This window comes from Pollutimonas bauzanensis, assembly GCF_900129885.1.
GTDB classification, from domain to species: domain Bacteria; phylum Pseudomonadota; class Gammaproteobacteria; order Burkholderiales; family Burkholderiaceae_B; genus Pollutimonas; species Pollutimonas bauzanensis.
This window is the reverse complement of the sequence record NZ_FQXE01000005.1, coordinates 262,869-288,499: the sequence shown is the minus strand read 5'-3', so window position 1 is coordinate 288,499 and position 25,631 is coordinate 262,869. Positions and strand designations below refer to the sequence as shown.

The 25,631-nt window shown below is 64.3% G+C and carries 21 protein-coding genes and 1 pseudogene; 6 read left to right on the top strand and 16 right to left on the bottom strand.

Features of this window, described 5'->3' with window-relative positions; translation table 11 throughout:
- Nucleotides 1-2 precede the first annotated feature (2 nt).
- The gene (locus BUB23_RS11835) at nt 3-1,265 is read right to left on the bottom strand and encodes an NAD(P)/FAD-dependent oxidoreductase (RefSeq protein WP_073103319.1); all 1,263 of its coding nucleotides are present in this window, start codon (nt 1,263-1,265) and stop codon (nt 3-5) included.
- 289 nt (nt 1,266-1,554) lie between these two features.
- Between BUB23_RS11835 and BUB23_RS11830 the strand changes: the two genes are divergently transcribed.
- Nucleotides 1,555-1,977 (top strand): low affinity iron permease family protein, encoded by a 423-nt coding sequence (locus BUB23_RS11830; protein ID WP_084135997.1) that lies wholly within the window; start codon nt 1,555-1,557, stop codon nt 1,975-1,977.
- 161 nt (nt 1,978-2,138) lie between these two features.
- A complete protein-coding gene (locus BUB23_RS11825) occupies nt 2,139-3,239 on the top strand; it encodes a porin (RefSeq protein ID WP_073103317.1) in 1,101 nt (366 codons plus the stop codon).
- A 40-nt stretch (nt 3,240-3,279) separates the two neighbouring features.
- On the opposite strand, the gene BUB23_RS11820 is transcribed toward BUB23_RS11825, so the two are convergent.
- From BUB23_RS11820 to azu, 8 genes are all read right to left on the bottom strand, one after another.
- Nucleotides 3,280-4,293: an FAD:protein FMN transferase gene (locus BUB23_RS11820; RefSeq protein ID WP_073103316.1), complete on the bottom strand. Its 1,014-nt coding sequence runs from the start codon at nt 4,291-4,293 to the stop codon at nt 3,280-3,282.
- Nucleotides 4,290-4,856, bottom strand: coding sequence for a nitrous oxide reductase accessory protein NosL (locus tag BUB23_RS11815; protein ID WP_342743838.1), 567 nt, complete (start codon nt 4,854-4,856; stop codon nt 4,290-4,292). The genes BUB23_RS11820 and BUB23_RS11815 overlap by 4 nt, the downstream gene beginning before the upstream one ends.
- Complete coding sequence (locus tag BUB23_RS11810; protein ID WP_073103314.1) at nt 4,853-5,683, bottom strand: ABC transporter permease; 831 nt, start codon at nt 5,681-5,683, stop codon at nt 4,853-4,855. Before BUB23_RS11810 ends, BUB23_RS11815 begins: the two co-directional genes overlap by 4 nt.
- Nucleotides 5,680-6,588 carry an ABC transporter ATP-binding protein gene (locus BUB23_RS11805; RefSeq protein WP_073103313.1) on the bottom strand — a complete coding sequence of 303 codons (909 nt, stop codon included), beginning with the start codon at nt 6,586-6,588 and terminating at the stop codon, nt 5,680-5,682. Before BUB23_RS11805 ends, BUB23_RS11810 begins: the two co-directional genes overlap by 4 nt.
- Nucleotides 6,585-7,880 (bottom strand): nitrous oxide reductase family maturation protein NosD, encoded by a 1,296-nt coding sequence (locus BUB23_RS11800; protein ID WP_073103312.1) that lies wholly within the window; start codon nt 7,878-7,880, stop codon nt 6,585-6,587. The genes BUB23_RS11805 and BUB23_RS11800 overlap by 4 nt, the downstream gene beginning before the upstream one ends.
- 6 nt (nt 7,881-7,886) lie before the next feature.
- Nucleotides 7,887-9,800: a TAT-dependent nitrous-oxide reductase gene (nosZ, locus tag BUB23_RS11795; protein WP_073103311.1), complete on the bottom strand. Its 1,914-nt coding sequence runs from the start codon at nt 9,798-9,800 to the stop codon at nt 7,887-7,889.
- 104 nt (nt 9,801-9,904) lie between these two features.
- Nucleotides 9,905-12,133: a 4Fe-4S binding protein gene (locus BUB23_RS11790; RefSeq protein WP_425439538.1), complete on the bottom strand. Its 2,229-nt coding sequence runs from the start codon at nt 12,131-12,133 to the stop codon at nt 9,905-9,907.
- Nucleotides 12,134-12,731: 598 nt separating this feature from the next.
- Nucleotides 12,732-13,181, bottom strand: coding sequence for an azurin (gene azu / locus BUB23_RS11785; protein ID WP_073103309.1), 450 nt, complete (start codon nt 13,179-13,181; stop codon nt 12,732-12,734).
- A gap of 360 nt (nt 13,182-13,541) precedes the next feature.
- Between azu and BUB23_RS11775 the strand changes: the two genes are divergently transcribed.
- Together BUB23_RS11775 and BUB23_RS11770 are read left to right on the top strand one after the other, a co-directional pair.
- Entirely contained in the window at nt 13,542-15,116 is a 1,575-nt protein-coding gene (locus BUB23_RS11775) for a methyl-accepting chemotaxis protein (protein WP_073103307.1), read from the top strand.
- 76 nt (nt 15,117-15,192) lie between these two features.
- Nucleotides 15,193-16,254: a DNA topoisomerase IB gene (locus BUB23_RS11770; protein ID WP_245801242.1), complete on the top strand. Its 1,062-nt coding sequence runs from the start codon at nt 15,193-15,195 to the stop codon at nt 16,252-16,254.
- Between the two features lie 59 nt (nt 16,255-16,313).
- Here the strand turns inward: BUB23_RS11770 and BUB23_RS11765 are convergent, their stop codons facing one another.
- From BUB23_RS11765 to BUB23_RS27680, 5 genes and pseudogenes are all read right to left on the bottom strand, one after another.
- Entirely contained in the window at nt 16,314-16,616 is a 303-nt protein-coding gene (locus BUB23_RS11765; protein WP_073103421.1) for a glycine zipper domain-containing protein, read from the bottom strand.
- 65 nt (nt 16,617-16,681) lie between these two features.
- Complete coding sequence (locus BUB23_RS11760; RefSeq protein WP_073103306.1) at nt 16,682-18,451, bottom strand: thiamine pyrophosphate-requiring protein; 1,770 nt, start codon at nt 18,449-18,451, stop codon at nt 16,682-16,684.
- A gap of 70 nt (nt 18,452-18,521) precedes the next feature.
- Complete coding sequence (egtD, locus tag BUB23_RS11755; RefSeq protein WP_073103305.1) at nt 18,522-19,511, bottom strand: L-histidine N(alpha)-methyltransferase; 990 nt, start codon at nt 19,509-19,511, stop codon at nt 18,522-18,524.
- Nucleotides 19,505-20,776 carry an ergothioneine biosynthesis protein EgtB gene (egtB, locus tag BUB23_RS11750; protein ID WP_425439543.1) on the bottom strand — a complete coding sequence of 424 codons (1,272 nt, stop codon included), beginning with the start codon at nt 20,774-20,776 and terminating at the stop codon, nt 19,505-19,507. The genes egtD and egtB overlap by 7 nt, the downstream gene beginning before the upstream one ends.
- 115 nt (nt 20,777-20,891) lie before the next feature.
- Nucleotides 20,892-21,002: pseudogene (locus BUB23_RS27680) on the bottom strand (SDR family oxidoreductase); the annotation flags it as partial.
- A gap of 327 nt (nt 21,003-21,329) precedes the next feature.
- On the opposite strand from BUB23_RS27680, the gene BUB23_RS11740 reads away from it, so the two are divergent.
- Entirely contained in the window at nt 21,330-22,175 is an 846-nt protein-coding gene (locus tag BUB23_RS11740) for a ZIP family metal transporter (RefSeq protein WP_425439542.1), read from the top strand.
- 21 nt (nt 22,176-22,196) lie between these two features.
- Here BUB23_RS11740 and BUB23_RS11735 read toward each other — a convergent pair whose 3' ends face one another.
- Nucleotides 22,197-23,549: an APC family permease gene (locus BUB23_RS11735; RefSeq protein WP_073103302.1), complete on the bottom strand. Its 1,353-nt coding sequence runs from the start codon at nt 23,547-23,549 to the stop codon at nt 22,197-22,199.
- Between the two features lie 223 nt (nt 23,550-23,772).
- Here BUB23_RS11735 and BUB23_RS11730 point away from each other — a divergent pair, with 223 nt between their 5' ends.
- A complete protein-coding gene (locus tag BUB23_RS11730; protein ID WP_084135979.1) occupies nt 23,773-24,648 on the top strand; it encodes an SAM-dependent methyltransferase in 876 nt (291 codons plus the stop codon).
- 31 nt (nt 24,649-24,679) lie between these two features.
- On the opposite strand, the gene BUB23_RS11725 is transcribed toward BUB23_RS11730, so the two are convergent.
- On the bottom strand, nt 24,680-25,630 hold the full coding sequence (locus tag BUB23_RS11725; protein WP_073103301.1) for an aldo/keto reductase: 951 nt from the start codon (nt 25,628-25,630) through the stop codon (nt 24,680-24,682).
- Nucleotide 25,631: the final 1 nt, after the last annotated feature.

The window sequence follows — 25,631 nt, the reverse complement described above, 5'->3', positions numbered from 1 at the left end:
GCCTACGGCCGGATGGCGGGAAGCTGCTCGGGGAAATCGCGCTTTTTGTGCGTGCTCGCCAGGTTCCTGCCCTTGATCAGCACATTCCAGTAGAAAAACGGCAGGAAGGATTTTTTCAGCCACCAATAGAAACGCCGCGGCACCCGCGGGTCCAGTGGCAGGCTGGGCGAGACGACGCCGCCGTAGCAGAATTCGGCCAATAAAACCTTGCCGGCGGAGGTCGTTAGCGGGCAGGCGGCATAGCCGTCGTACTGCGCCGTGGCCTGGCGGCCGCCCAGGGCCTGCAGCAAATTGCCGGCGAGCACCGGCACCTGGCTTTTTACCGCCGCCGCCGTTTTGCTGTTGGGCGTCGAGGTGCAGTCGCCCAGGCCGAAAATATTCGGATAGCGCACATGCTGCAGGGTGGACTTGTCGACATCCAGCCAGCCGGCGGCGTCGGCCAGCGGGCTGTTGCGGATGAAGTCGGGCGCGCTTTGCGGCGGCACCGCGTGCAGGAAGTCGAAAGCCACTTCTTCGCGCTGCTTCTGGCCATCGACCACGGTTTCGAAAACGGCGGTCTTGGACGGCCCGTTGACCGCCACCAGATTGCGCCCCAGCTGCGCCTGCGCGCCATACGAGGCGATGACTTTGTCCAGCGCCTTCGAGTAGAACGGCACGCCGAACATGGCGCCGGCCGCCGTGTAGAACCTGAGATCGGCCTGGATCTTGCGCTTCCTGAGGAAATCGGCGGCGAGATACAGCGCTTTCTGGGGCGCGCCGGCGCATTTGATCTGGCCGGGAGGCTGGGTGAACAGCGCCACGCCGCCACGCAGCTTCTGTATGCAGTCCCAGGTGTAGGGCGCCAGGTCATAGCGGTAGTTGCTGCTGACGCCGTTTTTCCCCAGGGCCTCGGATAGGCCTTCAATGGCATCCCAGTTCAGCTGTATGCCCGCGGCCACCACCAGGAAATCGTAGCCCAGGCGGTTTCCGCCACCCAGCGCGAGCTGGTTGCGGTCCGGATCGAATGAGGTCACGTGGTCTTGAAAATAGGCGACATTGGCCGGCAGGACGGCCTTGGTGGGACGGCGCGTGCGGGCGACGGCGTATTGCCCGCCGCCCACCAGGGTCCAGGCAGGCTGGTAGTAATGGAATGGCGACGGATCGATGATGGCGATGTCCAGGTCCGGCTTGGCGCGGCGCAGGCGGGCCGCCACGGCAGCGCCGCCGGTGCCGGCCCCTATGATGACGACGGTATGTTTGGCGGCAACTGCGTATGGTGTGCTCATTCTGTGTAGTCGGAATCCGTGGTGATGAAAAGGCGCTGCCTTATAAAAAAACGCTATCGAACCGATTGGTTTTAGCTATTTTAAGGATGACCTTATATATACAGAACGATTAACTGGATATTTGGTTATTACTTTTTCAGAGGTACTTGCTTACCGAATACACAAAGTCTTGCAGTCCATTGCAGGCGCAGGCACTACAATTCAATGGCTCGCGCGACCCGACGCTCTGTACCATCACAATAACAAGCGGCTTTTCTTGCCGCCGGAGCTTTTTTCGATGGATGCTGTCATGGAAGAAACATTTCGCGCACTGGCCGAACGTATATCCAATATCGTCGGCACCTCCTGGTCGTTCATGACCGCCATAGGCCTGGTCGTTGTATGGGCGGTGACCGGCCCGCTATTCGGGTTTTCGGACACCTGGCAACTGGTGATCAACACCGGCACCACCATCATTACTTTCCTCATGGTGTTCCTGATCCAGAACACCCAGAACCGCGAAGCGGTCAGCGTCCAGCTCAAGCTGGACGAACTGCTCTGCGCGGTGCAGGGCGCGCGCACCGAAATGGTCAATCTGGATGCGCTGAGCGACGCGGACCTGGCGCGCCTGAGAAAGGAGTTCGAGCGGCTCGGCAAAGAAAATGGCTCCGATGCCATCATGTCGATGGACACCGCCTCCAGAACCGAAATCAGGCTGCGGGACGACGACTGATTTCGATCTAGATCAACAGATCTCCAGATATTCCGGCATTCAATCCAGTATTCAGTTTCCCGTTAGCCAGGCGTCAATATCATCAAAATATCGAGAACGATTGTTATTTCTCTTTATTTCTCCGACGTCATCAGCGCCTTTCACAGCGGGAAGGGAAAGACATGAATGCCAAGCTCTTATGGGCGATCCTCCCGATCGCCATGTCCGGCGGCGCAGCCGCCGCGGAATCCAGTGTGGCCTTATACGGCCTGGTCGATATGGGCATGGGCTCGACCCACGTCCGTGGCCCGGACGGCGACAGGCAGAAGAAAACCGGGACTATCTCCGGCGGTCTGAGCGATACGCTGCTGGGGCTCAAGGGCCAGGAAGGGCTGCCCGGCGGATGGTCGGCCACGTTCCAGCTCGAGACGATGTTCGACGGCTCGACGGGAAACTATAACGATGAGGACCGCCTGTTCGACAACGCGGCCTGGGTGGGATTGGCCAACGAAAGCTACGGCGAGCTGCGCCTTGGCCGGCAGCACACCGTGGCGCAGGAGCTCGGCGGCGAGCTGGAAGTGGCTTCGTGGAAGGACATGGGCATGGGCGCCACCTTCAGGGCTTCGGACAATCATTCGGTCGACAATGCCGTCAATTATTTCTCGCCTTCGTGGGGCGGGCTGCGCCTGGGGCTAGGCTATAGCTTCGACGTGGCCGGCGACCAGCTCAATGGCAGCAAATTGCCCTCCTACAGCGCCGGGGTGCTCTACGAGCAGGGCCCGCTGCTGCTGGCGGCGACCTGGGACAAGACGCTGCTGAAGAACTCCGGGCTGGAAGGCGCGCGCGACCCGCAGGCGTGGCAGTTGGGCGCGTCCTATGATTTCGAGGTGGCCAAGGTATCCATCGCCTGGAGCCGCCAGAAGAACGGCTACGCCGGCCTGAACGGCGGCGACCCGTCCGAACTGGGCCTGGGGCTGGGCGCGGCCGAGTTCGCCTATGGCGGCCATCTCGATGCGTATCTGCTGGGCGTGGCCGTGCCGGTCGGCGGCAAGGGCACGGTGGTGGCGCAGTGGTCCCTGGTCAAGCCCGACTGGTCATGGGCGGACGGCGCAAAGGCCAGGAGCGGCCAGGTGGCGACCCTGGGCTATGTCCATAGCCTGTCGCCGCGCACCAATCTTTACGCCATGGCCGGCCTGGCGCGGCGCTATTCCCTGGATGACCAGTTAGTGCAGGGGCAGGGCACGACCACGCGCTACATGGCCGGCATCAACCACAGCTTTTAGTGTCCTGTTTGGCTAATCCGAATACTCGCCAAACAGAACACTAGGCTCCGCCCAGCACCTTCCTGGACCCGTCCGGCAGAACGAACCAGGCCTGGACGCCCAGCTTTTTGATCACCGGCGCGGCCTGCGCCAGCGTCATGGTGGAAAACGCGGTGGACAGCGCGTCGGCCGCCGTGGCTTGCTGCGCCATGACGGAAACGCTGCGGTAGCGCGGCTGGTCCAGGCCCGTCTTGGGATCGAAGATATGCGTAAAGCGGCCGGCGGCGTCCAGCGTCGTGCCATAGCCGCCCGAAGTAGCCAGGGCCTGGTTGCGCAACTCGACGGTTTCGAAGGTCCGCTCCGGATGCTCGGGGTCGGCCAGGCCCACGCGCCATGGCGCGCCGGCTGCCCGGCTGTCCAGGCCCCGGATCTCGCCCATGTCGACCAGCGCGCGGTCCAGTCCGGCATTGTGCAATAGCTGTGCGACGCGGTCGGTGATATAGCCTTGGGCGATGCCATTCAGGGTCAGGCCCATGCCGGCTCGCCGGTAGCGGATTTGCGCCGGGTCCAGGGCCAGCCCGTCATGGCCCACCAGCGCCAGCGCCCGCGCTATGGCCGCCCCGCCCGGGCCGTCCGGATCGGCATCGGCCCTGGAAAAGTGCCCGGCGTACAGATTCCACAAGGGCTGCACCGTGGGGTCGAAGGCGCCGCCGGTCAGTTCGCTGAAATACTGGCTTTCGCTCAGCAGGCGCAGCAGGTCGGCGGGCGGGTTGTCTAGGTAGCCTTGGCGGTTCAGCACGAAAAGCGCGCTGTCTTCGCGGTACAGGCTGAATACTTTCTCCAGGCGGCGCACTTCGGCCAGCGACTGGGCTATCAGCGCCTGCGCCGTCGCGGGGTCGGAATGGTAGATGTGCAATTGCGCGTCGGCGCCCAAGGCTATGCCGCGCCAGCTGGCCGAGGGGGCGGGCGGCGAAACGGATGCCAGGGCATGCCGCAGGGCGCCCGGCGCCATGGCCAGGCCGGACGCCGCGGCGATAATGCCTATGAAGCGGCGGCGCGAGGGAAGGGATTTCATTGCGAGGGTTCTCCGGATAATGGCTTTGGACCCGGGGCCGAGGGCGGGACTTGCGCCGCATCGTCGTGATGCAGGATGTAATCCTCCGGCATGTCCGCAAAGCCGACGACGCGCCCATGGTATTTTTCGGCGAACTGCCGGGCCAGCGCTTCGTCGCTGAAGGGCAGGGCGTCTTCGGCGCCCATTCCGCCTATGAACTGGCTTTCTATCACGTAGTAGGCGTGTCTGGCGTCCATCCATGTGCCGGCTTCGGGCTGGTCCCAATTGCGGGCCTTGCCCATGTCGTGCACGTAGATGGCGCGGATGCCCTTGGGCTCTTCGGGCAGCAATGTGTAGGCGAACACTTGCTTGATGGCGGTGAACCACACGGGCTGATCGCTGCCGTTGATGAATATCTGGCCCTTGGGGCCGGCATGTTCGATCAGGTTCATGCCGCAATAATGGCCAACCGCGGCTATGGTGACCTCCTGGGGCTCAGGCGCCGCGGCGATTTTTTCCCCGCTGTCGCAAGCCGCCAGCATCGATAGAGCCAGCGCCATGCCGGCGATGCGGCGCATCATCATAGCTGCCTCCGCTTGAAGAGGGCCGCGGCCAGTGAAAACGGCAGGGCTATCCACAGCACTTGCGCAAGTATCAGCACCGGCATGCTCAGACTGGCCTGGCCGCTCAGGCCCGCCATTCCCGCGAACATGGAAATATTCTCGTAGCCCGTCAGATTGAGCAGCCGGTAGACGTCCGAGGGATTGAACAGCAATATGGCGTTCAGCAGCGGGGCGTCCAGGAAGCGCCCGCCGTCCGCGACCAGAATGCCCAGCAGCGCCATGTCGTAGATCACCACGAAAAACAGCCACACGCCTATGGCAATGCCGGCGGCGGTGGCGCGTTCGCGGACCACGGCGCTGATCATGTAGCCCATGGCCAGGAAGCTTGCGCCCAGCAATACGCTGGCAAGGATCAGGAAGGCAAAGGGCTGCCAGGCGCTGACGTCGGAACCGCCGTGAGCCAGTTGCAGCGCTATGCCCGCCGAACCATAGCCCACCGTCGTCGCCAGGGCCAGGACGGCCAGGTGGCCAATGAATTTCCCCACCACGATCTGCCATCGCGATACCGGATAGCTGAGCAGCAAGGCCATCGTTCCGCGGTCTATCTCGCCGACAATGGCGTCGTAGGCCAGCAGCATGGCGATCAGCGGCACCAGGAAAATCGACAGGCTCGACAGGCTGACCACGGTGACGGTCAGCGGATCGACCTTGACGGCGCCGGTGGGCGAACTGCCCAGGAAGCCCAGCGACAAGGCCAGCATGGCCAGAAGCAGGGCGGTCGCAAGCACCCAGCGGTTGCGCAAACCGTCGCGGATTTCCTTGCCAACAATGATGAATACAGCGTTCATACGTCTTCTCGCCTAAGGAAGTGGGCGTACATATCGTCCAGGCTGGGAGTATGGATTTCGATATCGTCCATGGGCAGGCCTATGGCGCCGATGCCGCGTATCGCGGCGACCTTGTCGCGTTCGGAGCAGGCCAGTTCGAATTGCGTTTCATCGACGCGGCGCCAGGCGTCGGGCAATGCGCCCGGCGCCCATGCTCCGGCCGCGAGCCTCAGGCGGATGCGTATGGGCAGATCGGCGACATGCCTGAGCTGCGACATCGAGCCATCGGCGATCTTGCTGCCGTTTTTCAGGACGACGATGCGGTCCGTATGGCCGTCGAGTTCGGCCAATGCGTGCGTGCTCAGCAATACCGTAGAGCCATTGTTGCGCAGTTCGCGCACGATTTCATAGAACAGCAGGCGCGATGCGGGATCCAGCCCCGTGGTGGGTTCGTCGAACAGCAGCACTTTGGGCGCGCCCAGCAAAGCCTGGGCCAGGGCCAGGCGCTGCCGCATGCCCTTCGAGTAGCCGCCCACGCGGCGCTTGGCTGCCTGTGATATGCCGACGCGGGCGAGCAAGGCGGCATTGTTGGCCAGCGGCTGGCGCTTGAGGCGGGCATAGAACGCCAGCGTCTCGGCGCCTGTGAGGGACGGATGCAGCGCCACGGTTTCCGGCAAGTAGCCGATATCGTTGCGCATGCGCACGGCCGCGCTGCCCGATGCTTCGTGCCCCAGCAGCAGCACCTGGCCGCTGCTGGGGCGGATCAGGCCCAGGATCAGCTTGATGAGCGTGCTTTTTCCCGCCCCGTTGTGGCCGGCCAGGGCAACGCATTCGCCGGGCCGCAGGTTCAGGTCTATCCCGTCGACGGCGCGCTGCTTGCCGTAGTCTTTCGTGACGCCCGATAGCGCCACATGAAATGTCGTCATGGCAATTCCTTGTATTTCTCGAGGGCGGGCGGCTCGGGCGCGCTCATGAGCGGGGCGCTGTCTATGACCCCGCCCGGCAGTATGGCCGGGAATTGCGACTGCGCCCAGCGCACGATGGACACGGCGGGGCTGTTGAGCAGAACCCGCGCGGCGGGCGCGCGCCATATCACCTGGTCGATGATGTCGTTGGGCCTGTAGGCGGTGTCGGCGATGCCGTTGCCATCCAGGTCGAACGCGGTATTGTCGCTCCAGTAATTGCCCCGGCCGCCGCTGGACCAGTCGAGGTAGCGCGTGCCCACATACTTGACCTGGTTGCGGTTGTTCACGAAGGCATTGTTGCTCATGGCATTGCCTTCGGAGCCGGCGGTGAAGTGGATGCCGATGGCGCAGTCCTCGAAATGATTGCCCTCGAAGCGGTTCTGGTTGGCGTTGTAGATGAACACGCACTTTTCGCCGCCGATGACGGCGTTGCCGGTGATGGTCGAGTTGTTCGCGTAATTGAGCATCAGGCCCTGCTCGCGGCTGCGGATGGAGAGATTGTCCTTGACCAGCAGCCCGTGCGAATACATGATCGCATAGGCGATTTCATTGTCCTCGGATATATTGCCGCTGACTTCGCTGTCGTTGGTGTACATATAGTGCACCGCATAGCGCAGGTGCCTGAAGCGATTGCCGCTGAAGACGTTCTGCTTGCTGGTGTTGACGAATATGCCGTCGCGGCCCATCGAAATATCATTGCCGATGATGCGCGAACCGGGAGCGTTCCAGAGCGTGACGCCGTTGCCGCGCTCGGCCACGCGCAATTCGGTGTTGCCAACGATGCGGTTGTTGCGCACCAGCGCGTCGTGGGGGCCCCAGACATACACGCCCACGGAGTTGTCGAGCACGTCGTTGTTTTCTATCAAGGCCTTGTCGGCCGTCTTGTCGAGGAAAATCCCGGCGTCCATCTCGGAGAGGCTCAGGCCGGAATTCTTTACTGTCATATTGCGCACCGTCACATCGGCGGCCCGGATCCAGAGCGAACGGCCCTGGCGGGTGCCGATGATCGCCGCCGAACGATCCGCCGGCCCTTCGAGGACCAGCGGCTTGTCGACGACGATATTGCCCGGATAATCGCCCGGAGCGAGCCGCAGCACATCGCCGGGCGCGGCCGAGGCGATGGCCTGCTGCAGGTCTGCGCCGGCCGCGACATTTATCGCCGCGGCGGACACGGCGCCGGAAAGGCCCAGGCCGATCAGCAGCATGCCGATCGGCGCCAGCCGCTTTCCATCAGGATAGGCGGGCAGTTTCATGCGGGCTTACACGGATTTCTTGGGATGGACCAGCATCTGGCCCGACATTTCCATATGAAGCGCATGGCAGAACCATTGGCAGTAGTACCAATGCACCCCGGGACGGCCTGCCGTGAAGGTGACCGACGACGTGGCCTGTGGCCCGATTTCCATGGCGATGCCGTGGGCCTCCAGCGTGAAGCCGTGGGTCAAGTCTTCGATGACTTCCATGTTGGTGACCACCACCGTGACTTCGTCGCCTTCGTTGACTTCGAATTTCCGCAGGCTGAACATCGGCGCCACGGCTATCATGTAGACGCGCACCTTGTTGCCGTCGCGGATGACATTGGCCGCGCCTTCCAGCGTGACCTTGTCCTTTTCCGCCATCTTCCTGGCGTCTTCCCACATGGGGTCGTCGCGCTTCCAGACGCTCACGGGATGGATCTTGGAACGGTGCACCAGGCACATATCGTGAGGTTCGGCGAAGCTGGGGCCGTCATGCACCAGCTTCATTTCGTCTCCGGAAATGTCGATCAACTGGTCGTTCTCGGGCTTGAGCGGGCCGACGTTCAGGAAGCGGTCCTTCGAGAACTTGTTCAGCGAAACCAGCCACTTGCCGTCGGCCTCTTTGGTTTCACCCATGGTGGAATGGTTATGGCCAGGCTGGTAGTGCACGTCCAGCTTCTGGATGATGGGGTCGACCTTTTCGCCCTTGTAGGCGCGCTTGGCCTTGTCGATGTTCCACTTGACCATCTGGCTGTCGATGAACAGCGTGGTGTAGGCATTGCCGCGGCCATCGAAGGCGGTATGCAGGGGCCCCAGGCCCAGTTGCGGTTCGGCCACGACGCAGTCGCGCGGCTTGATCTTGTCGTCGAACAGGTCGTCCAGCTTGCGCACATCGACCACCGTGACGGTGGGCGACAGCTTGCCGTTGAGCACCAGGTGTATGCCGTCAGGGGCGGCGTTGCAGCCGTGCGGCGAGTTGGGAACCGGGATGTAGCGGGTGTACTTGGAACCGTGGCGGCCATCGACGACGGGAACGCCGCCCATTTCCTTGAAGTCGCCATTCTTGACGGCTTCCTCGATGCGCTTGAGGTTGAACACCACCACCCAGTCCTGTTCGTTGGCGGTCGACTCTTCGACCGTGAGGCCTTTTTCCGAGTTGTAGCAAGTCGCGAAGGAATATTTGCCCTGGTAGTCGGCGTCGCCGTTGTCCAGGTTGCCGTCGACCAGGACTTGCCATGCAATCTTCATGGTGTCGCCGTCGACAGCGGTGTAGATGGCCCAGAAGTTTTCCTTGGGATTATCCAGTATCGAGCCATCGTTGACCAGGGGCGAAATGTGCTCGCCATTGGCGAAGACATAGCCGGTCCGGGGATAGCGCTGCGGCCGCAGGCCGTGTATGCCGTGGGCGTTGGGGATCTCGATGATCTTGTCGGTCTTCATGACGTCCAGGCGGATGCGGGCCACGCGGTTATTGGCCTTGTCCTGGATGAATAGATAGCGCCCGTCGTAGGTCTGGTCGGTGAAGGACAGATGCGGGTGATGCGCATCGCCGTTGTGGTACACGCCGCCCTGGTCCTTCAGGAACGCTTTGGTTTCCGGCGTCAGCCCTTCGCTGAGGATCTTGCGGCTTTCATTGGTGCGGCCCCAGCCCGTGGCGCTGCAGTAATTGAATACGGGGATGCGCAGCAGTTCGCGCATGGACGGCAGGCCCAGAACCCGGACTTCGCCGGTCTGTCCGCTGGAGTTGAAGGCATAGTATTCGTCCAGCTCGCCGGGACCGACCTCGGCCGACTGACCTTTGGGCGACTTTTTCTCGCTCTTGGCAAAGGCCGGCAGATGGGCGCCGCCAACCAGACCCGCCGCTCCCGAAAGCGCTGCCGTCCCGAGGAAGCCTCGGCGACTCAGTACGTTTTTATCGGATGTTTGATCAGACATGAAAAACTCCTAAGAGATATGGCGGCCGCGTACGAGCCATCGCATAGCGGCGCCGTTGTGAAGTTACAGCTGTTAAAGACAGAGCCGCAGACCGTCCGGCAGAATCAGGATTCGGTTTCAATTTGCCGCTCCTTGACGGTCGGCGCTGCGGGAATGAATCGGACTATGGTTTCCCCTGGCATGGCGCTGGGCGGCGGCGCCTTGTGCTGCTTCTGCCGCCTGGCGTTCTTCTGTATCAGGTGCGGGCATTTCTGCTCGTGGTGATACAGCATCTGGCAATGCAGGCACTGGATGCATTCATTGGGGTTGATGTCGCCCTCGGGGTTGATCGCCTGCACAGGACATTCGATATTGCAGCGTTGACAGGGGTTGCCGCATTCGCGGTAGCGGCGCAGCCAGTTGAAGACGCGCAGCCGCGCCGGAATGGCCAGGGCGGCGCCCAGGGGGCAAAGGTAGCGGCAGAAAAAGCGTTCGATGAACAGGCCCGCCAGGAGCAGCAGCACGGCAAACAGCACGAAAGGCCAATACCGCATGAAGCGCAGGATGATCGCCGTTTTGAACGGCTCGACTTCGGCCAGCTGCTCGGCGAGCGACAGTTCGTACAGGGAAAAGGCGAACAGCACCAGGAAGATGACGTATTTGAGCGTGGACAGGCGCTGGTTCACCATGTAGGAAATGGTGATCTGCTTGACGCCCAGGCGCTTGGCTATGCGGTTGGTCAGCTCCTGCAGGGCGCCGAACGGGCACAGCCAGCCGCAGAATGCGCCGCGGTTCCAGAAAACCATGGATATCGCCGTGGCGCACCACAGGATGAACACCACGGGGTCCATCAGGAAATACTCCCAGCGGAAGTCGCTGCGCAGGGCGGAAGTGAAGGTCAGCACGTTCACCACGGACAACTGCGCCTGCCCGTACCAGCCCAGCCAGAACAGGGTGAAGGTCAGGAATGCGAGCCGGAAGCGGTCATAGAAAACCGGCCTGCTGGTCAGTTGATCCTGGAAGAAGAACACGCCCACCAGCAGCAGCAGGGCGGCCAGCACGGCGGAAATCTGCCCGGTCTTGGCGCGCCAGATCTGCCTCCATATGGGAGGAGCGGTGTCGAACTCGGCTTGTTGCGCGGCGGCCGCGTCGGCGCCCGGGGCGGCCGCCGGCGGGCCATCGGCCGCCTGCTGCGCAGAGGCCGGGGCGGGGGCCGCGCTGGCGGCGGGATCGGCCATGGTGTATTGGCGTGGCAGTTCGTAATCGAGGTCGAAGGTGACGAAGGCCTTGTCCTTGACGCTGATCACGCGCTGCACCATGAGCTGCAGCCGCCACGGCGAGATGGGATCCAGCGCCGCGTCCTCGGGCACCACGAACAGGGCGATTTCCTTGAAGCCCGGCGCGCCTTGCGCGGCCAGGTCGGCCAGCCGCTGATGATTGCGGTCCCTGAAGCGAAAACTGCTCTCGTTCTGGATGACTTCAATGCGGTCGAAGATGCCGCCGCGCACATAGCCCGACCCTTTGAAGGAATAGCTGCCGTTGCCGGCCACCAGCACCGCCTGTTGCCCGGGCTGCAGCCGTTCGCGCAGCAGCTTCCATTCGGCGTCGCCCAGCAGGCTGCGCCCGATGGAGGGGACGCTGACCAGCGCGACATACAAGTCGACGAAGTCATCGTCGGGGTCGCCCGGTTCGGGATGGTCGATGGCGCCTTGCCTGCCGGTTTCTTCAAACGCCTTGTTGACCGCGCTGACGGTCAGGTGCAGATTGCGCAGCGCGCCGCTGGCGAGCAGGGCATCCCAGCTTTGGACTTCGGTCTGCGCCTGGTCCACCACCCGGCTGGCCGCGGGAGCCGCTTGCGCGGCGCCGTCCGGCGCCTTGCCTATGCCGTAGGCGCGCGCCACGCCTATGGCCGAACGGGTGATGCTGTCGCCTATCACCATCATGGTGACGGTCGCGCCGCTGACGATATCCACCGGCGTGGGCGAGCCGTGGCGCGGCGGGGCGTCGACGAAATTCATGCCGACATAGCCCTGGATGAAGTGGTCGACCTTGGCTTGCGGGATGCCTATCAGCACGATGGGCTCGTGGTGCTGGACCAGTTTCGCGCCGACGATTTCGCCGCTGTTGGCGATCGCCACCAGGGTATCGATAGGCTTGCTGGAATAGCCCCGGGTATTGACGATGTCGGTCGTCAGGTAGACATAGCCCAGCTGGCGATCGCCGGCGTAGGCCCGGGCGGCCATGGGCTTGCCCTCGGCCGGGCCGAGGCGGTCGGCGCCGGGGAAGATGTCGCCGGCCTTGACGGTGTCGAGGAATTCGGGAAGACGCTGGGCGTGCGCGGCTTGAACAACCAAGAAGCCTGCCAGCAAGAAAATGATGATAAGAAACTGTACTGCTCGAATGAGCCCGGTATCTGCGTGGGCGCGGCTGGCCATGCTACTACTCTTTCTTCGATTGACTTGCATGCATGCTACGCATGTGCAGCCGCCGCCATATTGACACAAGTCAAGGGAGCGAGGATTTGCTTATAACGAAAGAAGGGTATGCGGAACCTGGCGCGCGCTCGCTACGAAACGAGATGTTTCCGGCGGGTCCGGCGTTTTTTTATCGCCCGGGAGGGGGTATTTTTTTGCCGCCGGGCCGCCCCAAGGCAAAAAGCGCCCCCCAACTTGGGGGGCAGCGAACCGCGCTAGCGGTGAAGCGTGGGGGGCATCTTTTGCCGCCGGGCCGCCCCAAGGCAAAAAGCGCCCCCCAACTTGGGGGGCAGCGAACCGCGCGAGCGGTGAAGCGTGGGGGGCATCTTTTCCCGCCGGGCCGCCCCAAGGCAAAAAGCGCCCCCAACTTGGGGGCAGCGAGCCGCGCTAGCGGTGAAGCGTGGGGGGGGTATTTTTTCCCGCCGGGCCGCCTCAATAAAAAGCGGCCCGAATCCGAGCGGCATGCGGAGTGCGAGGATCAGCCGCCCAGCTTCACGGTGCCGGTCATGATGGCCCAGTGGCCGGGGAAGGAGCAGAAGAAGGAGTAGGCTTCGCCGGCGGCGAGCTTGGACGTGTCGAACGTCACCGAGTCGGATTCCCCGCCGCCTATCACTTTGGTATGGGCGATGACGCGGGCATCTTCAGGCTTGACATAGTCTTTATCCAGTCCGGCGGTCATGCCGTCGGTGGCCACGCCCTGCTTGTCGGCGGTCTTGCTCAAGACCCAGTTGTGGCCCATGGCGGCTTTGGGCAGCTTGCCCACGTGCTTGAGGTGCACCGTGAACTTCGGGCAGCTTTTGTCGACGGTTATTTCCTTGGTGTTGAACTGCATGGCATCGTTGCCTTCGATGGTGGCTTCACAATTGGCGGCCAGGACGGGCAGGCTCATGACGGACAACACGGCGGCAAAAGCGACTTTAGCAAACATAATAAATCTCCGGTGACAAGAACGGTAATGGGAAGGCTATGCTTCAAATGTACGAACGACTATATCGCAGCTGGATATTTAATAACAAGAATTGGCAATAAGTCTTGATCGGCATCAAGTCCGCCGGCTTAAGGGGAGGCCCGCGCACGGCGGCCCGCCTCCCGAATTGCGGCATCTCCGGGCCATTGTACGAGCATCGGGCCGATTTAAATACGGATGAACTGTGGGGGTATTCGCCGCCGATTAGCAGGGCTTTCTTGACCTGCGTCATATCGTGTGCAGATATCATATTGTACTGGCTGGGCATCGACCGCAGAATAAGCGGTCCCAAAAACAAAAAACCGCTCACAAAGGCTATACATGCGCCTCAACTTACCGGTAACCCAGCAAGAGTATGTATTTCCCGCCGATACCACCTTGATGTCGGTGACCGATACCAAGGGCCGCATCACCTACGCCAACTCCGCGTTTGTGGAGGTCAGCGGGTACAGCCCCGACGAACTGCGCGGCAAGGCGCACAACCTGGTGCGCCATCCCGACATGCCGCCGCAAGCCTTCTCCGATTTGTGGCTTACCTTGCAGCGCGGGCAATCATGGACGGCGCTGGTCAAGAATCGCCGCAAGAATGGCGATCACTATTGGGTGCGGGCCAATGTCACTCCCGTGGTGCGCGACCATGAGCTGGTGGGCTATCTGTCCGTGCGCACCCGTCCCGACGCCGACGAAATCGCCAGCGCCGAGGCGCTGTATGCGCAGTTCCGCCAGGGCAGGCAGGGCAAGCGCGGCTTCCATCAGGGCCTGCTGGTCCGCACGGGCTGGTTGCGCGGCTTGTCCTGCCTGAAAACGATGTCGCTGCGGGCGCGCCTGTTCGGCGGAGCGCTGGGCGCCTGCGCGCTGTCGTGGGGGCTGATCGCCATGCTGGAATTGCCGTCTGCGCAGGCGCTGACGCTGGCGGGCGCGCAGTTGGCGCTGGCAGGCCTGCTGATGCTGTGGCTGGACGCCCAGATCAATCGCCCGCTGAAAACTGTATTGAAACAAGTGCAGGAGCTCGCCGCTGGGCAGCCGGGGCAGCAGATCCACATGGACCGCGTCGACGAAATCGGTTCCATCCTGCGCGGCGTGAACCAGGCCGGGTTGAACCTCAAGGCCCTGGTCGACGACGTGGACGAGCAGGCCTGCGGCGTGCAGCTTGCCAGCCAGGACGTGGCGCGGGGCAACGACCAGCTGCATGCCCGCACCGGCCAGGCCGCGGCCAATCTGGTGCAGACCGCGGCTTCGCTCGAAGAGTTGACCTCCAGCGTCGACAATAGCGCCCAGACCGCGCTGCAGGCCGCGCAACTGGCGGCCTCTGCCAGCCAGGCGGCAAGCGAGGGCAGCGCGGTGGTCAACCAGGTGGTGGGCACCATGGAGACGATCACGGCGTCCAGCAATAAAATTTACGACATCATCGGGGTCATCGACAGCATCGCTTTCCAGACCAATATCCTGGCCCTGAACGCCGCCGTCGAGGCCGTCCGGGCGGGCGAGCAGGGGCGGGGCTTCGCCGTGGTGGCGGCCGAGGTGCGCAGCCTGGCGCTGCGCAGCGCCCAGTCCGCCCAGGAAATCAAGGAATTGATAGGCGCCAGCGTAGGGCAGATCCACACGGCGCGCGCCCTGGTCGACAAGGCGGGGGCCGTCATGCACGATGTTGTCGGCCAGGCGCAGCGGGTATCGAATTTCATCGATGAAATCAGCCTCGCGTCGACGGAGCAATCCAGCGGCATCGGGCAGATCAACATCGCCGTGAATCAGCTGGAGCAGGCAACTCAGCACAATGCCGCCATGGTCGCCGAATCCGCTCATACTTCCGACGGGCTGCGCACTCAGGCCGCGCGCCTGGGCCGTGCCATCGCCGTGTTCAACCGCGGGCCGACGCGGATCAAGCCCACGGCATGAAGTCCCTGGCGGGCCGGGCCCGCCGGCGCGGGCATGCGGCTTGCAGCTATCGGCAACCACCGATCCCGGGCAGCGAATGCACACAGCTATGGGCAGACACGACGAGGAAGCCGATACGCCAGGTCCCATGCAGGGCCTGATCTACGTGACGGACGACGGCCCGGGCATCACCCGCAGGAAATCGGGCCAGCGGTTCGCCTATCTCGACGCCAAGGGTTGCCCGATCAAGGACCCGGCGGCCATCAGCCGCATCGACGCCCTGGCCATTCCGCCCGCCTATAGCGACGTATGGATATGCCCCGATCCGCGCGGTCACATCCAGGCGACAGGGCGCGATGCACGCGGGCGCAAGCAGTATCGCTATCATCAACAGTGGACGGCGGTGCGCGACAGCAACAAATACCAGCAACTGGAGGAGTTCGGGCATGCGCTTGCGCGCATACGGCGCCGCGTCGCGCGCGACATGCAAAGCCGCGTGATGACGCATGAAAAAATCGTGGCGGTCGTGGTGCGGCTGCTCGAATCGACCCTGATCCGGATCGGCAGCCGCGCCTATGCGAAAGCCAACAAGTCCTATGGCCTGACAACGCTGCGCCGGCGCCACGCCTCGATTGCGGGCAGCCAGGTGCGTTTCCGGTTCCGCGGCAAGGGCGGAGTGCAGCACGACGTCACGGTGACCGACCGCCGGATCGCCGCAGTGATAAAACGGTGCATGGAAATCCCCGGCCATGAGCTCTTCCAGTTCGAAGATCCCGACGGCACGGTACACGGGGTGGATTCCGGCTGCGTCAATGACTATCTGAAGGAAGCCGGAGGCGGGGATTTCACCGCCAAGCACTATCGGACCTGGGCGGCATCGGTCTTCGCATACGGCCAGTTGCAGCGCCGCCAGAGCGGCGGCGCCGAACCCGCGCGCGGCACCGTCAACGACGTCGTCAAGGAGGCGGCGCGGCTGCTGGGCAACACACCCGCGGTATGCCGTGACTGCTATATTCACCCGGCCATCATCGCCGCCTACCTCGACGGCGGGCTGGCGCCTCGGGCGCCCATTGCCGGGCCGCGCGGGCTGGACGCCGACGAACGGCGTTTCTTTGCCTTCCTGCAGGCCGTCAACCGCAGCCCTGACGCGCCTGCCTGAAACAGGCCGGCCGCGCCGGCCTGCACGCGGCGGGCGAGGGGCCCGGCATAGGCAGGCCGCTAGCGCCGCGGCCGCCGCGCCAGGCACGCTCCGGCGGCCAGGGCCGCCACGGCGACGATGCCTATCGCCTGCCAGGGATATTCACGCAAGCACCGATCCACGGTCCTGGCGGCGGGGTTGCAGCAGGCCGCGCTCAACAGCCTGTCTCCCGCCCGCTGGCCGCGCAGCGCTTCCAGCTGGCGCTTGATCCCGCCCCGCGCGGCTTCGATCTCCGCGCCGCCATAGCTGGCCGTGGCCCGCAAAAGCCCTTCGGCCCGCGCCATCCGCTCCTTGCGGCTGCTTCCCTTGTCATCTGTCATCATGCTCGCTCCTGTAGGATATGCCGGCGCCTTCCATGGCAATGGCGCGGAAGGCGCCGCCGCCGGGTTCAGCTCGCCCACCATTGCTTGATGGTCGCCCGCAAGACGGCGCCGCCCGAGGCCTTCTCTTTGCTTATCGCCTGGAAATAGGCCTTGGCCTGCTTCAAGGCGATATGCGGGGGCAGGGGCGGCACGTCCTTGTCCGTCACCATCTCGAGCAGCGTCGGCCGGTCCGCGTTGATCGCGGCGTCCCAGGCGGGGCCGACGTGGTCGGGATCGGTGATTTTTATGCCATCGAGGCCGAGCAGCTTGGCGTATTCGGCGTAGGGAAATGCCGGCAGCAGCTGGGACGCGTCAAAACGCGGATCGCCGCCCAGCACGCGCTGTTCCCAGGTCACCTCGTTCAGGTCGCCGTTGTTCAGCACCATGATGACCAGGGTCGGCGATGGCCAGTCCTTCCAGCGGCTGGCGATGGTGATGAGCTCATTGATGCCGTTCATCTGCATGGCGCCATCGCCCACCAGGGCGAAGACGGGGCGATCGGGAAAGGCGAGCTTGCCTGCCAGGGCGTAGGGCACCGCGCAGCCCATCGACGCCAGGCCGCCCGACACCGAGGCCAGCATGCCCTCGCGCATTTTCAAGTCGCGCGCATACCAGTTGGCCGAGGAACCCGAGTCGCAGGCAATGATGCTGCGATCCGGCAAGCGCTGCGACAGCTCCCAGAAGACCCGCTGCGGATTGATCGGCTCGCCCTGGACCATGGCCCGCGCTTCCAGGGTGTCCCACCAGCGCGCCACGCTCTTGGCTATTTTTTCCTGCCAGGCGCGGTCGCTCTTGCGCGTCAGCAAGGGCAGCAGGGCCTTCAAGGTCGCCTTGCTGTCGCCCACCAGTCCAACCTCTATGGGGTAGCGCAAGCTGAGCATGCGCCCGTCGCGATCGATCTGCACGGCCCGCGCCTGTCCTTCGACCGGCAGGAACTCGGCATAGGGAAAGGAAGTGCCCACCATCAACAGGCGGTCGCAGCCGCTCATCAGCTCCCAGCTGGGCTGGGTGCCCAGCAGGCCGATGGAGCCCGTCACATAGGGCAGCGCATCGGCGATGGCGGCCTTGCCCAGCAAAGCCTTGGCGACGCCGGCGCCCAGCAGTTCGGCCGCCTGCTGGATTTCCTCTTCGGCCCCCAGCGCGCCGGCGCCGACGAGAAGCGCGACCCGTTCCCCGCTGTTGAGGATTTCAGCGGCATTGCGCAGGCCATGTTCCGCGGGGACATGCGAATGCGCGGTGTAGCCGATGCCGCTGTGCACCGTGCCATGCTCGTGCGGCGGCGCTTCGACGGCCGGTAAATCCTGCACATCATTGGGCAAAATGACGCAGGTGACCGTGCGCCGCTCCATCGCGATGCGCATGGCCCGGTCTATCAAATGCCGGACCTGGACGGGGCTGCTCGCCACATGCACGAAATCGGCCGCCACATCCTTGAACAGGCTCGCAAGGTCGACCTCTTGCTGGTAATCGCCGCCTATCGCGGCGCGCGCCTGCTGCCCGACGATGGCGACCACCGGCTGGTGATCCATCTTGGCGTCATACAGCCCGTTGAGCAAATGGATCGCGCCCGGGCCGGACGTGGCCATGCACACCCCCACCTGCCCGGTGAATTTCGCATGGGCGCAAGCCATGAAGGCGGCCATTTCCTCATGCCGCACCTGGACGAACTCGAGCGGCTCCTTGCTGCGGCCGAAAGCGCCGATCAAGCCGTTGATGCCGTCGCCCGGATAGGCGAATATCCGCTTTATCCCCCATTCAGATAAGCGCTTGAGAATAAAGTCCGATACGGTGTCCATGTCTGCTCCCTGAGTTGATTGCCGCCATGTCCGCGGAGCAACTGGCATGCCGCGCCCGGGAGCGGGCCCATCAAGCCGGCGCTTGCAGCCAGTGCAGGCAGAACTGTCCTTGCGGGTCGGTCCAGGCGGGGCCCGGCTCGAAACCGGCTTTGACGGCCAGCTCGCGCAGACCGCCCATGGTGAATTTATAGGAATTCTCGGTATGCAGCGTCTCGCCTTCGGCAAAGGCAAAGGACTGTCCGCAGACCCGCAGCCGCTGGGCGCGCCGGCTCATCAAATGCATTTCCACGCGCTGCAGCGGCGCGTTGTAAAAGGCGCTGTGAACGAAGCCGGAGACGTCGAAATCCGCATCCAGTTCGCGGTTCGCGCGGCCGAGCAGGTTCAGATTGAAGGCCGCCGTGACGCCTTGCGCGTCGTTGTAGGCCGCATGCAAGACAGACGGGTCCTTGACCAGGTCGACGCCCAGCAGCAAGGCCCCGCCGCGCAAGGCGCGGCCTGCCTGCTTCAGGAAGGCCAGGGCTTCGGCGGGGCTCAAATTGCCTATGGTCGAGCCCGGGAAAAAACCGACGCGGCGCGCCGCGCCCCCGGCCTTCTGCGGCAAGGGCAGCGCGGCAGTGTAGTCGGCCACCACGGGCAACACCGACAGGCCGGGATAGCCGCGCTGCAGCGCCTTGGCGGAGGCGGCCAGATGGGCGCCGGAAATATCGAGGGGCACATAACGCACGGGGTGGTCCAGCGCATCGAGCAATAGCCGTATCTTGCGCAGCGAACCGGCGCCGAATTCGACGATCTCGGCGTCCGGCCCTATCTGTCCGGCGATTTCGGCGGCGTGCGCTGCCAGCAGCGCCAGTTCGGCGCGCGTCGGATAGTATTCAGGCAATTGGCATATCTGGTCGAACAGCGCGGAGCCTTTTTCATCGTAGAAATATTTGGGCGACAGGCAGCGCGGCCGGGCCGCGAGCGCGGCAAGCATATCGGCGGCGAAATCGCCGGCCGGCGGCCTGTTGGCCGGCACGCTCACCAGGGCGGCCGGACGATGGGTTTGTTGACGGGTCAGCATGGCTTGTCCTTGGCCAGCCGCAAGCCGGAAAACTGCCAGCGCGCGCCAGGCGGAAAGAAATTTCGATAGGTGACCCGCGTGTGGCCGGGCGGCGTCGCAAAGCTGCTGCCGCGCAGCACGAGCTGGCCGACCATGAACTTGCCGTTGTATTCGCCTACCGCGCCGGCCGGCGGATGATAGCCGGGGTAGGGGTCGTATGAGGAGCGGGTCCATTGCCAGGCATGGCCGGTGGCCTGCGATATGCGCAGATCCCTGGCCGCGGCCTCCCATTCGAATTCGGTCGGCAGGCGCGCTCCCGCCCACTCGGCGTAAGCGGCCGCTTCATAAAAACTCAGGTTGGTCACCGGGGCGGACGGCGCCAGCGGGCGCAGGCCCTGCAGCCCGAATACCTGCCAGTCCGCGGCGTCCGCGCCGGAGCCGCCGCCCGCCACCCAGTATGCCGGCGCTTGCCAGCCTTGCGCCTGCACCGCCGCCCATCCATCCGAGAGCCACAAGCCGGCCTGCCGGTAGCCGCCATCGCCGATGAATTGGGCATACTCGCCGCAGGTCACCAGCCGGCTGCCCAGTTGATACGGCTGCAGCAGCACGTCGTGGCGCGGGGTTTCATTGTCGAAGGCGAATTCATCATCGCCGGGGGCGTCGCTGCCTATAGCCGCCGCCGCGCCCGGAAATTCCAGCCACACCGGGCCGGGAGCCGCATCCAGGGACGGCGACAGCGAATCCTTGTCGTCGCCCTTGCGGTATGCCGGCAGCAGCGGGTTGCAGCTGAGGACATGCAGGATATCGGTCAGCAGCAGTTCCTGGTGCTGCTGCTCATGATTCAAGCCCAGCAGCAGCAATGGCCGCAGCTCCAGCCACAGCCGGGCGTCGCAATTTTCGATCAGGTCCTCCATGGCGGCGTCGACATAGTGGCGATAGGCATGGATCTCTTCCAGCGAGGGGCGGGTCAGCAGCCCGCGCCGCGGGCGCGGGTGGCGCGGCCCCAGCGTTTCATAATAGGAATTGAAAAGATAGGCGTAGCGCTCGTTGAAAGGCCGGTAGGCCGGCGCGTGAGGGCCCAGCAGCAGGGTTTCGAAGAACCAGGTGGTATGGGCCAGATGCCATTTCGTGGGGCTGGCATCGGGCATGGACTGCACACATTGGTCTTCCGCCGAGAGCGGCGCGGCCAGCTCCAGGCTGTAGGCCCGCACGCGCATGTACTGGCGCAGCATGAAGGTGCGCGGCAAGGTGGCCAATGGCTGTTCGGCGGCTAGCAAGGAAGTCATTGTCATAATCGAAATCGCCTCAGCAACTTTTGTACCCGCGCCTGCGCGGGGGGACCATTCCACGTCGGTGTTTCAATCCTTGCTCCCGTGCCTGGACGCGCAGCGCAAGGCCGCGCAGGCGGGCGCCGCGCCGGGCGGCCTCGCGCGCCGTCGCCAATCCTATCCCGCTGCTTGCGCCGGTGATTACGATGAGCTGTTCCTTCAATGGCTTGAGCGAAATCTTCACGTGAGTTTTCCTTGACGCGGGTAAGGCAGGAAAGCTGTCCTCCAAGCAACTTTCGATCCCGGCGCTTCAATCGCCTCGTCTGGAGCGCATGACGCGAGGGGCCGGTCCGCGTCCTTCATTTGGCGGGTATGTCGATTGCTGTCTCCTGGCCAGGATTTCCCCGGGGCTTCAAGCTTTAGTGGAGCTTCCAGCTTTAACTATAATGCTGGGAATCGCAATGCCACTGGCCGTTCCCGGGCCTTTCATGGATGCCATATGGAAGAATCGTTATCGACCGCCGCGCAAAACTCGCCATCCGGCGCGCAGCGCACGAAACTGCGCAACTGGATGGCTTTTTCCATCCTGGCGATAGGCGCGATTTTGTTATGCGTCGCCTTGTATACCGCGCTGGTCGACCCCGACCACAAGATGTCGGGAGCGCTATGGGGCGGTTCCATGGCGGCCCTGGCGACCGCGCTGGGCACCGTGCCGGTCTTCCTGTCATTGAGTTTTTCGCAGCGGGCCTCGGACAGCATGCTGGGCTTTGGCGCTGGCGTGATGCTGGCGGCCAGCTCATTCTCCCTGATCATTCCGGCCCTGGCGGCGGCCAAAGCGCAGGGCGCCGGCGAATGGGGCGCGGGCGGCATCGTGGCTTGCGGAGTGCTGCTGGGCGCCATGGGTTTGCTGTTGATAGACCGCGTCATGCCCCATGAGCATTTCGTGAAAGGCATAGAAGGCGTGCACGCCAAGAAGCTCAAGCGCGTCTGGCTGTTCGTACTGGCCATTTCCCTGCACAATCTCCCCGAGGGGCTGGCCATCGGCGTCGGATTCACCGGGCCCGACGCACTGGCGGCGCAGGCATTGGCCATAGGGATTTCCATCCAGGATGTGCCTGAAGGCATGGTGGTGGCCCTGGCGCTCAGGGGCATAGGGTACGGACGCGGTCTCTCGGCGGGCATGGCGGTGCTGTCGGGAATGGTGGAACCCCTGGCCGCCGTCATCGGCGTGGCGGTAATCGGCATCTCGGCCTATCTGCTGCCGTGGGGCCTGGCCGCCGCCGCGGGCGCCATGCTGTTTGTCATCAGCCACGAGATCATTCCGGAGTCCCACCGCCAGGGCCACGAAGCGGCCGCCACCATAGGCTTGATACTGGGCTTCGTGCTGATGATGCTGCTGGATACCGCGCTGGGCTAGCGGCAGCGCGGCCGCCGAGACTCATCCGGGCCGGCCGGGCGCGCGCCTGGCCAGGGCGATGACAGGCATGCCTAGAACCAGCACCCCCAGGCCCACGAGCGCGCCGGTTCCCGCATAGAGGGTGCTGGACCACACCAGGCCCGCGCAGACCAGCGCGAAAAGGGCGGGGGTGAACGGGTAGGCCGGAGTCCTGAACGGGCGCGGTCGATCGGGATCGATGCGCCGCAGGCGCCAGACGGACAGCGCCACCAGCATCATGAACAGCCAGAATACCGGCGCCGTGTACGCCACCATGGCCTGTACGCCGTTGTCGGCGACCGCGCCGAAGATGATGAGGGCCAAGGTGATGGCGCCTTGCAACAGCAAGGCGCGCACCGGGGTCTGGCCGCGTTCGTTCCAAGCGCCCAGGGCGCGCAGGCGCGGCAGGTCTCGCCCCAGGGCGTAGTACACGCGCGCCCCGGTCATGATCGTGCCGTTGATGGTGCTCAGGGCCGTGCAGCAAACCAGCACGCTCAGCGCGGTTGCAGCATACGGCCCCGCCGTCAGGCGCAATACGTCGGCCCCCACAGCCTGGCTCTGGCGCAGGCCCTGCAGCCCGAAGATTTCGAGAAACGCCAAATTGATCAGGAGATAGGCGCCGGTCACGACCACTGTGCCGATGATCAGCACCCGGCGCAGGTCGCGCGCGGGATTGCGCAATTCGGCGGACAGGTAGGCGGTTTCATTCCAGCCGCCATAGGTCAGCAGCACGAAAACCATGCCCATGCCCCACGCGCCCGCCCAGCCGTCCGCCGCAAGGCCCGCGGCCGGCGCGAGCGGCGCGGGCCCGGTGTCGGTCAATAGCCCGGCCACCACCACGGAACTCAGCGCCGCCAGGGTCAGCGCCGTGAACGCCAACTGCATCCATTTCGATTGGCGCGTGCCGGCGATGTTCAGCGCCGTGAGCAGGACGACGCTGAGCGCGGCGTGGATGGAGCCGCCTTGCGGACCCAGCCCATACAATTGCTGCGCGTAGTCGCCATAGATGAAGGCAACGGCGGCAATGGCGCCGGTCTGGATGACCGTGCCGCGCGCCCAGGCAAACAGCAGGCCGGTGCGCAAGCCCCAGGCGCGGCTCAGATAGTGATATTCCCCGCCGGCATTGGGATAGGCCGAGCCCAGTTCCGCGTAGCATAGCGCGCCCACCAGCATGACCGCTCCGCCCGCCGCCCACAAGGCCATGTAGATCAGGGGGGAATCAGTGTATTGGGCGACTAGCGGCGGGAAGCCGAATATGCCTATGCCTATGACCACGCCGACCAATACGGCCACCCCGTCGAGCACCGTGAGCGCGCCGGCGCGCGCGCTCACGGTGGCGGTAGCGCCCGTATTCATGACGCCGGCCCGCAGGCATGGCAATTGCTGGCACGGCAAAAAATCTGGCAGCGAGCGCTCGCGGTCATCCAGTAACCCCCCCGAATGTGGTCAATGAAATTCCCCGGTCTGCTTCTTGTATGGCAAACATCCCCAATTGTCGGTACGATTATGCAGTAAAGGGATAGGCGCCGGCAACCGGAATCAGGCCGCCTGCGCCAAATAACCTGAAAGGAGCAGCATCATGCAAATCTCTCTCCCTACGGCGGCGCAAGGGCTGCCGGCAAGGCCGGGCGAAAATGCCGGGCACATGGGCCATGGGCTCCGGAAACTGGGCCGGGCGCTGCTGGCGCAGGCATTCGCCCTGGTCATGGCCCTTCCAGGAATGGCGCCAGCGGCGGAGTATGAGCCAGCCGTAGGCCAGGAAGGCAAGGATGTAATCTGGGTGCCCACGCCGCAGCCGCTGGTCGAAAAAATGCTGGACATCGCCAAGGTGACACCGCAGGATTATCTGATCGACCTGGGGTCCGGCGACGGCCGCACCGTCATCACCGCGGCCCGGCGCGGCCTCAGGGCCCACGGGATCGAATACAACCCGGATATGGCCGACCTGGCCCGCAGGAACGCCAAGCAGGCTGGCCTGGCCGAGCGCGCCACCTTCGCGACGGCGGACCTGTTCGAAACCGACCTCTCCGAGGCGCAAGTCATCACGATGTTCCTGCTTCCCGAAATCAACGCCAAGCTTCGTCCGCGCATCCTCGACCTCAAGCCCGGCACCCGCGTCGTTTCCAATTCGTTCAGAATGGGCGATTGGGAGCCCGACGACGCCACGTCCGTGAGCAAGGATTGCCAACACTGGTGCACAGCCTTCTTGTGGATAGTACCGGCGAAGGTCGAAGGCTCATGGCAGCTCGGCAATCAGGAGCTTAGACTGACGCAGCGCTTCCAGATGCTCAGCGGCACCTTGGGCGAGCAAGCCATTTCGGAGGCCCGCATGGAGGGCAACACCATTTCCTTCACGGCCAACGGCGCCCGCTATACCGGAACGGTCAACGGCAAGACCATCACAGGCCGCGTCGCCAGCGGGCAGGGCGGCGCCTGGTCGGCCAGCCGGACCTGAACCCGGAAAGGGGGTAATGCGCCGCGGCGCATCAGCTCATGACCTCGGCCTGGCGCTGCCGCCAGAAGTCCGCTTCCGGAAGCGGGCCGCGGCCGGCGGCGGCGTTGTCGCGCATGTGTTCGGGACTGCCCGTGCCAGGGATGACGCAGCTGACCGCCGCCTGGCTCAGGACGAACTTGATCAGGACCTGGGCCCAGCTCGAGCATCCGATCTCGCCGGCCCAGCCGGGCAGCGGCCGGCCGCGCAGCCGGCGCATCAGGCCGCCGCCGCCGAAAGGCCTGTTGACCACGACGGCGACGCCCCGGTCCGCGGCGAGCGGAAACAGCCGCGCCGCCGCATCCGGTTCGTCCATGGAGTAATTGATCTGCAGGAAATCGACCGGCTCCGAGCGAAGGACAGCCTCCACGGCCCGGTGCGCCGAACTCTCGTAATGCGTAATGCCTATGTAACGGATGCGCCCCTCGGCCTGCCATAGCCGCAAGGTGGAGAGCTGGGTGCGCCAGTCCACCAGGTTGTGGACTTGCATGAGGTCCAGCCGGTCCGTGCGCAGGTCTTGCATGGACTGCCGCATCTGGCGCAGCCCGGCCTCGCGCCCGGACGACCAGACCTTGCCCGCCAGGAAGACCCGGCCGCGCAGCTTGCCCGCGTCGAGGATCTCGCCGATGCTGCGCTCCGCGCGGCCATAAATGGCCGCCGTATCGACGACCTTCCCGCCGGCGTCGAGCAGCGATTCCAGCACACCCGGGAGCCGCGCATATTCCTCGCTGCCCGGGCCATGATCGAAACCGCGGTAGGTCCCGCAGCCCACCACGGGCAGCGCTTCGCCCGTCGACGGTATGGGTCGCGTGTTCATCGTCCCGGCCCCGGGGGACAGGGCGCAGGCCGTTTTCGGCAGCATGGCGGCGACCGAAAGGCCACCGCACAAGCGCAGGAATTGCGCCCGGGTGAGCGTACCGCGCAACAGGGTAGGGGATTGAACCATG